The sequence below is a fragment of the Micromonospora sp. B11E3 genome (genome assembly GCF_039871625.1).
Taxonomy (GTDB): domain Bacteria; phylum Actinomycetota; class Actinomycetes; order Mycobacteriales; family Micromonosporaceae; genus Micromonospora.
On the sequence record NZ_JBDPMC010000029.1, the window covers coordinates 12,438 to 26,370 of the forward strand.

At 76.1% G+C, this 13,933-nt stretch carries 10 protein-coding genes; 2 read left to right on the forward strand and 8 right to left on the reverse strand.

What is annotated here, in order from left to right:
• Positions 1-10 precede the first annotated feature (10 nt).
• The 6 genes from ABGB16_RS16460 to ABGB16_RS16485 form a co-directional block, all read right to left on the reverse strand.
• Positions 11-1,153, reverse strand: coding sequence for an acyl-CoA dehydrogenase family protein (locus ABGB16_RS16460; protein WP_347668934.1), 1,143 nt, complete (start codon positions 1,151-1,153; stop codon positions 11-13).
• The gene (locus ABGB16_RS16465) at positions 1,150-2,265 is read right to left on the reverse strand and encodes a Xaa-Pro peptidase family protein (RefSeq protein WP_347668935.1); all 1,116 of its coding nucleotides are present in this window, start codon (positions 2,263-2,265) and stop codon (positions 1,150-1,152) included. The genes ABGB16_RS16460 and ABGB16_RS16465 overlap by 4 nt, the downstream gene beginning before the upstream one ends.
• A gap of 292 nt (positions 2,266-2,557) precedes the next feature.
• Entirely contained in the window at positions 2,558-3,031 is a 474-nt protein-coding gene (locus ABGB16_RS16470) for a hypothetical protein (RefSeq protein WP_347668936.1), read from the reverse strand.
• A 273-nt stretch (positions 3,032-3,304) separates the two neighbouring features.
• Entirely contained in the window at positions 3,305-3,919 is a 615-nt protein-coding gene (locus ABGB16_RS16475) for a tetratricopeptide repeat protein (protein ID WP_347668937.1), read from the reverse strand.
• A 22-nt stretch (positions 3,920-3,941) separates the two neighbouring features.
• Entirely contained in the window at positions 3,942-4,772 is an 831-nt protein-coding gene (locus ABGB16_RS16480; protein WP_347668938.1) for a hypothetical protein, read from the reverse strand.
• Complete coding sequence (locus ABGB16_RS16485) at positions 4,769-5,131, reverse strand: hypothetical protein (RefSeq protein ID WP_347668939.1); 363 nt, start codon at positions 5,129-5,131, stop codon at positions 4,769-4,771. Before ABGB16_RS16485 ends, ABGB16_RS16480 begins: the two co-directional genes overlap by 4 nt.
• 93 nt (positions 5,132-5,224) lie before the next feature.
• Here ABGB16_RS16485 and ABGB16_RS16490 point away from each other — a divergent pair, with 93 nt between their 5' ends.
• On the forward strand, positions 5,225-8,749 hold the full coding sequence (locus tag ABGB16_RS16490; RefSeq protein WP_347668940.1) for a CHAT domain-containing protein: 3,525 nt from the start codon (positions 5,225-5,227) through the stop codon (positions 8,747-8,749).
• Between the two features lie 11 nt (positions 8,750-8,760).
• On the opposite strand, the gene ABGB16_RS16495 is transcribed toward ABGB16_RS16490, so the two are convergent.
• Positions 8,761-9,840, reverse strand: coding sequence for a DUF4037 domain-containing protein (locus ABGB16_RS16495; protein WP_347668941.1), 1,080 nt, complete (start codon positions 9,838-9,840; stop codon positions 8,761-8,763).
• A 154-nt stretch (positions 9,841-9,994) separates the two neighbouring features.
• On the opposite strand from ABGB16_RS16495, the gene ABGB16_RS16500 reads away from it, so the two are divergent.
• Positions 9,995-10,894, forward strand: coding sequence for a 5'-3' exonuclease (locus ABGB16_RS16500; RefSeq protein WP_347668985.1), 900 nt, complete (start codon positions 9,995-9,997; stop codon positions 10,892-10,894).
• 173 nt (positions 10,895-11,067) lie between these two features.
• Here ABGB16_RS16500 and ABGB16_RS16505 read toward each other — a convergent pair whose 3' ends face one another.
• Positions 11,068-13,869: a DEAD/DEAH box helicase gene (locus tag ABGB16_RS16505; protein WP_347668942.1), complete on the reverse strand. Its 2,802-nt coding sequence runs from the start codon at positions 13,867-13,869 to the stop codon at positions 11,068-11,070.
• Positions 13,870-13,933: the final 64 nt, after the last annotated feature.

Here is a 13,933-nt window from a genome sequence, read left to right on the forward strand (position 1 = left end):
CCGCGCCGCCTCAGCCCCTGGCCAGGGCCCGGGAGATGACCAGCCGCTGGATCTGGTTGGTGCCCTCGACGATCTGCAGCACCTTGGCCTCGCGCATGTACCGCTCCACCGGGTGGTCGGCCACGTAGCCGGCGCCGCCGAGCACCTGCACCGCGTCGGTGGTCACCCGCATCGCCGCGTCGGTGGCGAACAGCTTCGCCTTCGCCGCCTCGGTCGAGTACGGCCGGCCGGCGTCGCGCAGCCGGGCCGCGTGCAGGGTCAGGGCCCGGGCGGCGGCGATCTGGGTGGCCGCGTCGGCGAGGGTGAAGCCGAGCCCCTGGAAGTCGATGATCGCGCGCCCGAACTGCTGCCGCTCGCGGGCGTAGCCGACGGCGTAGTCCAGGGCCGCCTGGGCCAGGCCGACGGCGCACGCGGCGATGCCGAGCCGGCCGGAGTCCAGGGCGGACATGGCGATGGTGAAGCCCCGCCCCTCCCCGCCGACGAGCCGCTCGGCCGGTACGCGGGCGTCGTCGAAGGCGATCTGGGCCACCGGGGAGGCGCGCAGGCCCATGGTGCGCTCGGCGGCCTGCGGAAGGATGCCGGGGGTGGCCCGGTCGGCCAGCAGGCAGGAGATGCCCTTCGGCCCGGGCTCGCCGGTGCGGCAGAAGATGCTGTAGAAGTCGGCGACCCGGGCGTGGGTGATCCACGCCTTGGTGCCGGTGACGACGTAGGAGTCGCCGTCGCGCACCGCCCGCGTGGTCAGCGCGGCCGCGTCCGAGCCGCCCTGGGGCTCGGAGAGGCAGTACGCCCCGAGCAGCTCGCCGCCGATCATGTCGGGCAGCAGCTTGCGCTGCTCGTCGGTGCCGAACTGGGCCAGCGGGTAGCAGGACAGGGTGTGCACGCTGACCGCCTCGGCGACGGCGAGCCAGCGGCTGGCGAGGATCTCCAGCACCTGCAGGTAGACCTCGTACGGCTGGGCGGCCCCGCCGTACTCCTCCGGGTACGGCAGGCCGAGCAGACCGGCGCGGCCGAGGGTGCGCAGCACCTCGCGGGGGAACTCGGCGCGCTGCTCGAACCCGGCGGCGCGGGGGGCCAGTTCCCGGTCGGCCAGTTCGGTGGCGAGGTCGAGCAGGTCGTGGGCCTCGTCGGTGGGCAGGATCCGGTCGACGTTCATAGCGCGGTGAGCTCCGTGGGGGTGGTGTTGAGCCGGGTGACGCCGTCCGCCGTGCAGACGACGATGTCCTCGATGCGGGCGCCGTGTCGGCCCGCGAGGTAGATGCCCGGCTCGATCGAGAACGCCATGCCCGGTTCGAGGGGCCGGGAGTTGCCGGCGACCACGTACGGGTCCTCGTGGCCGTCCAGGCCGATGCCGTGGCCGGTGCGGTGCAGGAACGCCGGACCCCACCCGGCGCCGGCGATCAGGTCGCGGGCGGCGGCGTCGACGGCCTCGGCGGTGACGCCGGGACGGACCGCGGCGACGGCGGCGCGCTGGGCGGCGTGCAGGACCGCGTAGTAGTCGGTGAACTCGGCCGGGGCGGGGCCGCCGGCGACGTAGGTGCGGGTGCTGTCGGAGCGGTAGCCCGACGGCATGGTGCCGCCGATGTCGACCACCACCGGCTCGCCGACGCCGATCGGGCGGTCGGAGGTGCCGTGGTGCGGACTGGCGCCGTTGGGACCGGCGGCGACGATGACGAAGTCGACGGTGACGTGGCCGGCCACGCGGATCGCGACGGCGATGTCGGTGGCCACCTCCGCCTCGGTGCGGCCGCGGCGCAGCCACTCGCCCATCCGGGCGTGCACCGCGTCGATGGCGGCGCCGGCCTCGGCGAGCGCGGCGACCTCGGCCGGGGACTTGCGGATCCGCAGCTCGCGCAGGACGTCGCCGGCCAGGCGCTGAGCCGCCCTGGGCAGCAGGGCGCGCAGGGCGAGGACCTGCTCGGCCCACATCCGGTCGGCCAGGCCGACCGCGGCGACCGGCCCGCCGAGGGCGGCGCGCACCAGCGGGTACGGGTCGGTGCCGTCGGCGTGGTCGACGATGCGCACGCCGGTGGCCGGCGCCGGGGACGCCTCCGCGGCGGGACGTTCCAGGGCGGGGACGACGAGGGTGGGCTCGCCGTCGGCGGGCAGCACGAGGCAGGTCAGCCGCTCGCCGGCGTGCGCGTCGTAGCCGGTGAGGTAGCGCAGGTCGGAGCCGGGGGTGAGCAGCAGCGCGTCGAGGCCGGCCGCGGCGGTGGCACGCCGGGCGGCGGCCAGCCGGTCGGCGGGGTACAACTCGTCGGTTCCCACCCGGTCAGCTTAACGGTCGTTCGGGCCGCGCCGTACCCCGGTTGTCGTTCGGCGCGGCAGGTCGCCGCCGCCCGGCCTGGCGTCCCCGCTCATGCACCGGATGGCGCGGCAGCGCGGTTGACCGGACCGTTCAGGATCGCGAGGCACCGCGCGGGGACGTCGCGGCAGGAGGAAGCCCAGAGTTGTACCTTCATTGTCGGCGGAAGTCGCGCAGCCCGATCGCGAGTTGTCGGCGCCCTGGCGTCGCCGGGAGCGACGCCGTGAGCCGTCCGGCCGCCTGTCGAGGGCCTGGTCAGCGGGTCTGCATCGCCTGCGCGAGTTGTGTCGTGCCGGCGGAGAGAAGCCCGTATGCGCCCTCGCCGACCTTGCCCTCCCGGCGGAGGTCGGCCAGCTTGTCGGCAAACTCGCGCAGTTCCTCCCGCGCCTTGTCCAGGTCACCGTCAGCGACCCTCTGCCCAACTTCTCGCAGACGTCTGTCCAGCTCACGACCGGTCTTACGGGGTAGCTGACCCTGCCGCACCAGCCCGTCGACGGTCGTTCGAAGCTGCGTCACGAGCTCGGCCGGACGCGGCGCCCGACGCGCCGGGGACGGGGATGTCGAGGGGGTGGCGGAGGCCTCGTCGGTCACCGTCTCCTCCGTGGGGACCGGCTCCTGCGCGGCGGTGGTGGCGACGGCCGCCGACGGACCGGACCCGGCCTCGCCGTCGTCTCCGGCGACGGCGACCATCACCCCGGCGACAACGAGCGCGACGGCGGCACCCGTCACGGCGAACCACATCGTCCGGCGGCCGTCGTCGATCGGGCGGTGCCGGCCCCCACCGGTCGTCGGAGAAGGGCGCTCGAGCGGCTGATGTAGGTCGGGCGGGACGGACACGGCCGACATCATGCCAGAGGCACGCCCGCAGGCGGGAGCCGCCCGTGCAAGCCGTCCGACCACCGTTTCCCCAGCCGGCCGTCGACCCAACGCGGTCACCTCGCCTCACCGTCGCACTCGTCGCGCACTCGCGGGCGGTATGCCTCGGCCAGCGCCCGGGCGAACCTACGGCGGCGGACGGTGGACGCGGCGGGAGTTGCGCAGCACGATGGCGAGGTTGTCGCCGATCTCACGGGTGAGCGGATCGTCCGGCCCGAAGCTGCGTACCGCCGCCCGGTGGGCCGGTTCCAGGATCTCCAGGGCGGCCGGCGCGTCCCCCGCCATGTACAGCGAGGCGCCGAGGGTCTTGGCGGTGTCGAGGGTCTCCGGGTGGGCCGCGCCGAGCCGGCGTCGCTTCCGGCGCAGGGTGTCCCGCAGCACCGGCAGCCCTTCGGCCCACTGGTGCGTCACGGCCAGCGCGCAGCCGAGATTGTGGGCGAAGGTCAGCGTCGCCGGGTGGTCGCGGCCGAAGGTGCCGACCGCCCGCCGGTGCGCCTCGCGGTGCCGATCCGCCGACTCGACGAGGCGCCGCAGGCGGAACAGCGCGGACCCGAGGCGGTCGAGGGTGACGACCGTCTCCGGGTGCTCGGGGCCGAGTTCCCGCTCGCAGTCGGCCAGCAGCCGCTGCCACGCCCGTTCCGCCGGCGCGTACTGGCCCGCGTCGAACAGGGCCAGGGCCGCCCGCGAGCGTCGCTCCAGGTCGGCCGGCAGCGGGGCCGGCCTGCGCCAACGGAATCCCACGTGGTCTCTCCCTACCGTGTGGCTACGTCGGACCCGACTTGCCCAGCCGGTCGTCGAGCGCGCGCCCCTCCGACGCGCTCACCTCGGCCCCGGCCAGCGGCAGGCCGAGGGCCGCGGCCAGGTCGCGCAGGCGCAGGTCGATGGCCGACTCGATCAGCTCGGCCAGTTCGGCCAGCGTGTCGCGCAGGCGCCGCCAGGCGGTCAGCAGCACGCCGGCCCCGACGAGCAGGGCCGGCCACCACCGCAGGCCCAGCGCGAGATAGAGGCACCCCCAGCCCACCAGCGCGACGGCCTCGCCGTACCGGGTCCGGGCGTCGGTGACGGGCTGCCGCGCGTCGGCGTCGAGCAGCAGCCACAGGCGCGGCCACACGAGCGCCGCGCTGACGTGGTACTGCGCCCGTACCCGGGCCTCGACCAGCCGGACCCGGTCGCCGAGCCAGGTCGGCCGCTGGGGCAGGTACGCGGCGACGGTGGGCGTCCCCGCCCGGCGGGCGGCCGCGAGCGTACGCGAGCGCCTCGACCACCGCGACCGGGTGATCAGGCCGCCGGTGAGGAACCACTCGCGCAGCCACCACCACTGCGCCAGCAGCCCCAGGCCGCGCGCGGCCGTACCCGCCAGCCCCGCCCCGACTCCGACGGCGGACACGACGACCACCAGCCGCCCCGGACGGGCCGCCAGGTCCCGGCCCGCGCGCTCGGCCGCCGCGGCGAGGTGCTCCAGGTCGAACGGTCGGGTGTGACCGAGCGCCACGGCGACCGCGCCAACGGCGACCAGGAGGACGCCCGGCAGGAGGACCGCCGTCATCCAGCGGCCACTGACCCGCTTGCCGACCTCGGTGAGCAGCCCGATCATGCGGGCCGCATGGGCGTGTCGAAGGCCGTGCACCGGGGCAGGTGGCCGTGCTCGTCGCGGTGGGCCCGGCGGGCGCAGCGGTCGCGCGGACAGACGTAATCGGCCGAACCCGCGCCCGGCGGCCGTCCCCCGCCCGGCAGTACGGCCAGTCCCACCGTCGCGCGGTCGGACCAGCTGCGCTGGTTGCCGACGGAGTCGCGGGGCCCCCACTTGCGCAGCGCCCGCTGCGCGGACCCGCCCTCCCGGACCCGCTCGGCGTCGCGGTCGAGCCGGTCGAGCACCCCGTTGCTGCGGGCCTGCTCGCGCAGGGTCGGCAGCAGAGCGCACCAGTCGGCCAGGGAATCGGCTTCGGACTGCACCCGCGCCGCCTTTCGATCCTCGATGGACAATCCCCCCGAGTCTATCGACCTTCCTCTACCCTGGGTTTCTGGCCAGCACGGGGAGGTGTCGCGGTGTTCGGGCGACGGAGCCGGCCACGGCACGCGGGCGACGAGATCGGCGCCGCCCTGCGGGAGGCCCGGGAGTGCCTGGCGGATTTCGAGGGCTCGGGCCGGGTCGCCGACCTCGACGCGGCGATCGCCGCCGGCGACCACGCGCTGTCCCTGTGCGCCTCCGACGCGCCCGAGCGGTTCGCGGTCCTGCTCCTGCTCGGCCAGTCGCGGGCGCTGCGCTCCGAGGCCGCCGACTCGCACCGGGACCTCGCGGACGCCGTGGAGACCTACCGGGAGCTCTGCCGGCTGGCGCCGACCGAGCAGCCCGACACGACCGGTTTCGTGCTGCGCGCCTTCGCCGGCCTGTCGCTGCGGCTCGGCCTGCTCACGGGCGCCCAGCGGCAGGTGGAGGAGGCCGCGCTCGCCGGCCGGGAGATGGACCATCTGGCGTTGTCGACCGGGCACGCCGAGCTGCACTCCGCCGCCGCCGAGATCCTGCAGCACGTGCTGTTCGTGCTGCCACCCGACCATCCCGACCGGGCCGCGTTGGGCGCCGTGCGCGGGGCCGCCCTGATCCGGTGGACGCTGCGTACGGGCGACCTGTCGCGGCTGGACGAGGCGACCGAGGAGGTGGAGGGGGCGGTGCGCCGCTGCCCGGCGGACGACCCCAACCGCCTGCCCTTCCTGGCGCTGCTCAGCGACGTACGCCAGCTCCGCTACGAGCGCGACGGCACGCCCGAGGCGCTCGACGCGATGCTGGCCGTCTCCCGCGAGGTGCTCGACCTCTATCCGGTCGGGCATCCCGTGTCGACGGCCATGCTGCGCAACCTCGGGCTGCTGCACCGCGACCGCCACTGGCTGACCGGCGAGGTGGCCGACCTCGACACCGCCGCGCACTACCTGCGGCTGGCCGTCGACCGCGCCGCGGACCCGGCAGCCCGGGCCGCCGCCGAGGACGCCCTGGCGCAGGTCGTCGACCTGCGTGGCCCGCTGCCCGCGGCCCGCGTCCCGCCCGGTGCCACCCTCGCCGCCGGGCCCGGCATGACACCGCACCGCCCGCCGGCCGAGGTCGGCGACGACCTCGACGAGCTGGCGCGACACGGCGCCGCGCTGTCGGACCTGCTGGGCGAGTACGAACGCACCGGGGACCCGGCGCTGCTGGAGCGCATCCGCGACGACGGCCACACGCTGCTGGCGCCGCTGCCCCGGGACCACCCCGGCCGCTGGCTGATCGGCATGCCGCTCGGCCCCGCGCTGATGCGCCGGTTCGAGACGCATGGCGAGGCGGCCGACCTGGACGAGGCGGTCGAGCTGCTGCAGGAGACGCTCGAGTGCCCGGTGCCCAGCCCGGCCCACCGGGTCGGCGACCTGACGAACCTCGCCGCCGCGCTGATCAACCGATTCCTGCGCGACCGCACCGGCGCCGACCTCGACGAGGCGATCGCCCACAGCCGCCGCGCGGTCGAACTGACGGAACCCACCGACTCCCGCCGCGTCGGCTACCTGCTCACCCTCGGCACCGCGCTGGTCTACCGCTTCGAGCACACCGGGCGGCGGTTCGACCTGGACGAGGCGATCGAGCTCGGGCAGGCGGCGCTCAGCGCGGCCGGCACGGCGGACCACGCCGCCCTCGCCCGGGCGAACCTCGGCAACCGCCTGCGGCAGCGGTTCCTCGTCGGCCACGACCCGGCCGACATCGAGGCGGCCGTGACCCACCTGCGCGCGGCCGTGGCGGCGCAGGACAACCCTCAGGTCCGGCTCAACCTCGCCCTGTCGCTGCGCAACCGCGGGGCGGGGCCCGGCGGCGAGGACGACCTGCACGACGCGGTCGAGCAGTTCCGGTTCGTCCTCGCCGTGGCGCCGCGGCGGTCGCCGATCCGCGTGACCGCCCTGCTGGGCCTCGCCCAGGTGCTCGGGGACCTCGGCCGCGCCGAGGAGGCCGTCGCGGTGCTCGACGGGGTGGCCGAGAGCGGAGCGGGCCGCTCCTTCGAGCGGATGGACGCGCTGACGACGCTGGCGGGGCTGCGCGCCGAACTCGCCGCCGAGGGCCGCGCCGGCTGGCGCGACGCGGCCCGGGCCTACGCGGACGCGGTGCAGCAGCTGCACCTCACCGTGTGGCGGGGGCTCGACGCCGCCGACCGGGACCGGCTGGTCACGCGGTGGCCGACCGTGGCGTGCGACGCCGCCGCGGCGGCCGTGGCCGCCGGCCTGCCGCAGCAGGCCGTCGAACTGCTCGACCACGGCCGGTCCCTGTGGTGGGGGCAGGTGCTGGACACCCGCAGCGACCTGTCCGCGCTGCGGCAGGCACACCCGGACCTCGCGGAGCGGCTGACCGCGCTGCGCACCGAGTCCGACCGGCAGGCGGGCTCGGACGAGCCGGGCGCCGCCGAGCGCCGGCGGCGGCTGGCGGAGGACTGGGACGACACCGTCGCGGCCGTCCGCGCCCGGCCCGGGTTCGCGCGCTTCCTGCTACCCACGCCGTTCGCCGAGCTGGCGGCCGCGGCGGCGGACGGCCCCGTGGTGCTGGTGAACGTCAGCCGTCACCGGTGCGACGCGCTCGTCCTGACCGGCGGGGACGTACGGGTCGTCCCGCTGCCCGAGCTGACCGCCGAGCAGGCCCGCGAACGCACCCACCGGTATCTCGACGTCGTGGCCCGGGTCGGCACGGGCGGCACGTCGTCCGGGCCGCGCGAGCAGGTGCTCCTGGCGTACCTGGAATGGCTGTGGGACGTGGTGGCCGCGCCCGTGCTCGCCGCGCTCCCGGCCCCGGCCGGCGCGCGGCTGTGGTGGTGCCCGACCGGGCCGCTCGCGCTGGCGCCGCTGCACGCGGCCGGCTACCACGACCCGGACGACGCGCCCAGCGGGCGCAGCGTGCTCGACCGCGTCGTGTCGTCGACGACCCCGACGCTGCGGGCCCTGCGGCACGCCCGCCGCCCCTCGGCGGTGCGGGCGCACCGCCTGCTGGTGGCGGCGTACGACGAGCGGCCGGGCTACGTGACGGGGCTACCCGAACTGCCCTCCGCCGCCCGGGAGGCCCAGCTGCTGCGGGCGCGGTTCCCCGCCACCGCGCTGACCGGGCCGGCGGCCACCAGGGCGCGGGTGATGGCGGCACTGGCCGGCCACAGCTGCGCGCACTTCGCCTGCCACGGCGAGACCGACGCGGAGGGCCGGGCGGCGCTGTTCCTCGCCGACGCCCCGCTGACCATGGGCGACATCGCGCACCTCGACCTCGACGGCGCGCACCTGGCGGTGCTGTCCGCCTGCCACACGGCCATGGGTGCGGCCGACCTGCCGGACGAGGCCGGTCACCTGGCCGCCGCCCTGCAGGTCGCCGGTTTCCGGCACGTCGTGTCGACCCTGTGGGCGATCGCCGACGACACCGCGGTCGCCGTCACCGAGGACCTGTACAGCGGCCTGGCCGGGCCCGACGGGGCGGTCGAGCCGGCGCGATCCGCGGGCGCGCTGCACGCCGTGGTCAGGAAGCTTCGGGAGCAGGACCCCTACCAGCCCAGCCGGTGGGCGCCGTTCGTGCACCACGGACGGTGACCGTTTCCCGGTCAGGGCGGCAGGATCGCCGTGCAGACCCGGCGGGTCCGGTCGGGGTGGGTGAGCACGTCGGCGCTGTGCACGTACTGGTCGACGGCGCCGAGCGGCGGGCGTGCCCGGAGGGTCGGGTCGGTGATCGCGGCGCGTAGCGCGACGGCGAACCGGCCGGCGTGCAGCACCAGGAACGGCCGCCGGTGGAAGGGCCGCACGATCGGGTCGACCGGGGTGGCCAGCCCGGTGTCGTTGGTCCAGGCGGCCAGGGTTTCCAGGGCCCGGGCCAGCCCGGCCTGCCGGGCGGCCCAGGCGTCGGAGGCCAGGGCGTCGGTCAGCGCCGCGACCACGGGCGCCGCCGGCGGCAGCCCGGCGAAGAGGGTGCCGAGCCACTTGTCGTACGGGGGCCAGCGGCGGTGCAGCAGCAGGCCGAGCCGCATGAGATCGTGCGCCAGGACGGCGGTCACGACTCGGCTGCCCAGCTCGTCGCCGACCTCCGCGCAGCGGCCCGGCAGGTGCTCGGCCTGGGCGACGCGCGTCCAGGCGGCCGCCAGTACGTGCCGCCACACGTCGTCCGGATACCAGGACAGCGCCGCGCGGGCGGCGGTCAGCGCGCCGTCCAGTCCGTCGTGGAACACGGCCCCGCCGGTGACCTCGGCCAGCCGCTGCGTCGGCGTCGCCAGCCAGTCCCCGACGGCGACGCCCCGGGTCGGGTCGAAACCCAGTCGATCCCGCAGCCAGCCACCCACCTCGTCGACAGTCACGCCGTGCCGGTCGCCGTTGGCGTCGACGACCCCGAGGCGGGCGTCGCCGTGCCCGACGTACCGGGTCGGCCAGCCGAGGAACTCGGCGGGCAGGCCGGCGTCGAGGGCGGCCCGGACCTCGGGTATCCGATCGGTGTCGCGGGCCGCCACGAACAGCTGGGCGCGGGGACCCCAGTCGTGGTCGGTGGAGCGGGCGGTGTCCAGGCCCAGCAGCTCGGAACCGCCGTCGAGCAGCGCCGCCGCGTACCGCAGTCCTGGACAGCGGTCGGCCAGCAGGGGGGCGAGCACCTCGTGGTGGAAGCGCCGGCAGAGCGTCAGGCCGGGTACGAACGCCATGCCAGGCAGTCTGCCCGCCGCGCGGCCCCGCCTCGACGCTTTTCGCCGGCATCCGGGCCACAGCGGCGGGGGCTCGCCCGGCCGGGCCGCCCGTGTGGCGGAACCGTCGGTGCGCTGTGTCAGGCTGTCCGGCGTGGCACACCGACCCCCGATCATGCTGATCGACGCTCCCAGCCTCTACTTCCGGGCCTACTTCGGCGTCCCCGAGTCGGCGGCACGGGCCGAGGACGGTTCCCCGGTCAACGCCGTACGCGGCTTCCTCGACATGCTCGCCACGCTGGTACGTACCCGCCGGCCGGACCGGATGGTCTGCGCCCTGGACCACGACTGGCGGCCGGACTGGCGGGTGGCGCTGCTGCCGTCGTACAAGGCGCACCGGGTGGCGCCGGAGGGCGGCGAGGTGGTGCCGGACACCCTGTCCCCGCAGGTGCCGGTGATCCTGGAGGTGCTGGCGGCGCTCGGCATCACCGCCGTCGGCGCGGCCGGGTACGAGGCGGACGACGTGCTGGGCACCCTGTCGGCGACCCAGCCGGGCCCGGTGGAGGTGGTGTCCGGCGACCGGGACCTGTTCCAGCTCGTCGACGACGCGCGCGGGGTGCGGCTGCTCTACGTGGGGCGGGGGGTGGCGAAGCTGGAGGACTGCGACGACGCGGCGGTGCGGGGCCGCTACGGGGTTCCCGCCGAGCGGTACGCCGACTTCGCCGCCCTGCGCGGCGATCCCAGCGACGGGCTGCCCGGCGTGCCGGGGGTCGGGGAGAAGACCGCGGCCCGGCTCGTCGACCGGTACGGCGGCATCGACGCGATCCTCGCCGCGCTGGACGACCCGGCCTCCGGTTTCGCCCCCGGCCTGCGGGCCAAGCTCGACGCCGCCCGCGACTACCTGGCCGTCGCCCCGAAGGTGGTGCGCGTGGCGCTGGACGTGCCGCTGCCGGCCCTGCCCACCACGCTGCCGCAGGCGCCGGCGGACCCGGACCGGCTGTTGGAGCTGGCCCAGCGGTGGAACCTGGCAGGCTCCTGCCGCCGCCTGGTCGACGCCCTGGCCACCACCGCCTAACTAACCCGCCCCGCCCGCGCCGCCCGCCCGCGCCGCCCGCCCTGCGCCGCGATCTTGCACTTTCGGCCCCGGCAAAACGGGTAATCGGCTCATTTCGTGGGCCGAAAGTGCAAGATCGGCGCGCGCTGGCCCTGGGCCGGCGGCCAGCGTGGTGCCGGCCAGTACCGGGGCGCTCAGCTCGCGGCGTGATAGGCGAGCACGCCGCGGTTGACCGCGGCGATCGCCTGCCGGGCCGTGCTGCGCAGGTCGGCCGACGCGCCGCCGGAGTCGGCGAGCTGGCCGAGCAGATCGACGACCTGCCGGGCCCACCGGACGAAGTCCCCGGCGGGCATCTCGCCGTCGAGCTGGTGGCCGCTGGCCAGCACCTTGGCCAGGGCCTCGCCGCGCGCCCACCGGTAGATGGGCCAGGCGAAGCCGAGATCCGGTTCGCGGGTGACGGCCAGTCCCCGGCCGGCCTCGTCGGCCTCGATCTCGCCCCACAGCTTGAGGGTCTCCTCGACGGCCTCCGCCACGGGCCCACGCGGCAGCGACGCCCGCTCGTCCAGGTCGCGGCGGGCCTCGAAGACCACCACGGACACGGCGGCGGCCAGTTCGGCCGGGGACAGCCCGTCCCACACGCCCCGGCGCAGGCACTCGGCGACCAGCAGGTCGGCCTCGGTCCAGATCCGGCCGAGCATCCGCCCGGCGTCGGTGACCGCCCCGTCGGCGGCCAGGTAGCCGCGCGCGGTGAGCAGGGCGACGATCCGGTCGAAGGTGCGGGCGAGCGAGCCCGTACGGCCGGCGACCCGCTGGCGCAGCTCCTCGGTGTCGCGGTCGAGCCGGCGGCGCCGCTCCGCCCAGCGGGCATGCTCCTCCCGGTCGGGGCAGGCATGGCAGGGGTGCCGGCGCAGCTCGTCGCGCAACTGGGTGAGCGCGTGGTCCTCGGCGCCCGGCCGCCGGGACCGGCCGCCGCGGCGGCCGGCGTGCCGGTCCAGGCCGGTGCCGGTCACCTGGGCCGCCAGGTCGCGGCGGGCCGCCGGCGAGCGGTGGTTGAAGTGCTTGGGCACCCGGATGCGGGCGAGGACCTCGGCGGGGGTGGTGAAGTCGCCGGCGCTGACCCGGCCGGCCCAGCGGTCCTGGGTGAGCACCAGCGGGCGGGGCTCGCCGAACCCGCCGGTGGCCGGGTCCAGCACGACCGCGAGGCCGGCGCGGCGGCCCGAGGGCACCCGGATCACGTCGCCGACGCGCAGCCGCTCCAGCGACGCCACCGCGGCGGCCTTGCGCTGGTGCTGGCCCTGCCGGGCGAGGGCGCGTTCCCGGTCGCCGATGGCCACCCGCAGCGCGAAGTACTCGTCGAAGTCGCCGTGGTGGCAGGCGGCCTCCGCGCCGTACGCCTCGATGGTCTCGGTGTTGCGCTGCACCTGCCGGGCCAGGCCGACCACCGACCGGTCCGCCTGGAACTGGGCGAAGGAGGACTCCAGCAGGGCGCGGGCCGGCTGGGCGCCGACGCTGCCGACGAGGTTGACGGCCATGTTGTACGACGGCCGGAAGCTGGAGCGCAGCGGGTAGGTGCGGGTGGAGGCCAGCCCGGCCACGTGCCGGGGGTCGGTCTCCGGCGACCAGACGACGACGGCGTGCCCCTCGACGTCGATGCCCCGACGCCCGGCGCGGCCGGTGAGCTGGGTGTACTCGCCCGGGGTCAGGTCGACGTGGGCCTCGCCGTTGAACTTCACGAGGCGTTCCAGCACGACACAGCGGGCCGGCATGTTGATGCCCAGGGCGAGGGTCTCGGTGGCGAAGACCGCCTTGACCAGGCCCCGGACGAACAGCTCCTCCACGACCTCCTTGAACGCCGGGAGCATGCCGGCGTGGTGGGCGGCGAGGCCGCGCTCGAGGCCGTCGAGCCACTCCCAGTAGCCGAGCACGGACAGGTCCTCGCCCGGGATGGCGGTGACCCGGGACTCGACGACGCGGCGGATCTCCGCCCGCTCCTCCGGGGAGGTCAGGCGCAGGCCGGCGGCGAGGCACTGCTGCACGGCGGCGGCGCAGCCCGCGCGGCTGAAGATGAACAGGATCGCCGGGAGCAGCCCCTCCCGGTCCAGGCGGTCGACGATGTCGGGGCGCAGCGGGCCGCGCCAGCGCGGGCCGCGGCGGCCGCCGCCGGGGAAGGCGCTGCGTCCCTCCCCCAGCTCCAGGCGGCGCATGGTGTCCCGGGTGTAGCGCAGCAGCTCCGGGTGCACGTCGTGCTTGCGGGCGGCGTCGGCGTCGTGGAACAGGTCGAACATCCGCCGGCCGACCAGCATGTGCTGCCACAGCGGCACCGGCCGGTGCTCGCTGACCACCACGGCGGTCTCGCCGCGGACGGTGACCAGCCAGTCGGCGAACTCCTCGGCGTTGGAGACGGTGGCCGACAGCGAGACCAGGGTGACCGACGCGGGCAGGTGGATGATCACCTCTTCCCAGACGCCGCCGCGGAACCGGTCGGCGAGGTAGTGCACCTCGTCCATCACCACGTACGCCAGGCCCTCGAGGGTGGCCGAGCCGGCGTAGAGCATGTTGCGCAGCACCTCGGTGGTCATCACCACCACGGGCGCGTCGCCGTTGATCGCGTTGTCGCCGGTGAGCAGCCCGACCTGGTCGGCGCCGTAGCGGTCGACCAGGTCGTGGTACTTCTGGTTCGACAACGCCTTGATCGGGGTGGTGTAGAAGCACTTGCGCCGGGCGGTGGCCGCCTCGGCGTCGCCGGCGGGCGCCGGCGGGCCGGGGGCGCCGCGCAGCGCCAGGTGCACGGCGAACTCGCCGACCACGGTCTTGCCGGCGCCGGTGGGGGCGCAGACCAGCACGCCGCTGCCCCGTTCGAGGGCCTGGCACGCCTCCCGCTGGAAGTCGTCGAGATCGAACCCCAGGTCGAGGGCGAACTCGTCCAACGCCGGAAACTGTGCGGCCTGCGCGGCCCGGCGGCGCGCCGCGGCGTACCGCTCGGCGGGACTCGACATGTCCTCAAGATTAGTGCGTGCGCCGCCGGGCCACCGGCCAAGGCCATCCGACAGGGGCGTCGGA

Excerpts from the sequence above, each read along its gene's own strand:
- ABGB16_RS16460 (WP_347668934.1), bottom strand. The coding sequence starts at position 1,153 with ATGAACGTCGACCGGATCCTGCCCACCGACGAGGCCCACGACCTGCTC.
- ABGB16_RS16480 (WP_347668938.1), bottom strand. The coding sequence starts at position 4,772 with ATGATCGGGCTGCTCACCGAGGTCGGCAAGCGGGTCAGTGGCCGCTGG.
- ABGB16_RS16495 (WP_347668941.1), bottom strand. The coding sequence starts at position 9,840 with ATGGCGTTCGTACCCGGCCTGACGCTCTGCCGGCGCTTCCACCACGAG.
- ABGB16_RS16500 (WP_347668985.1), top strand. The coding sequence starts at position 9,995 with ATGCTGATCGACGCTCCCAGCCTCTACTTCCGGGCCTACTTCGGCGTC.
- ABGB16_RS16505 (WP_347668942.1), bottom strand. The coding sequence starts at position 13,869 with ATGTCGAGTCCCGCCGAGCGGTACGCCGCGGCGCGCCGCCGGGCCGCG.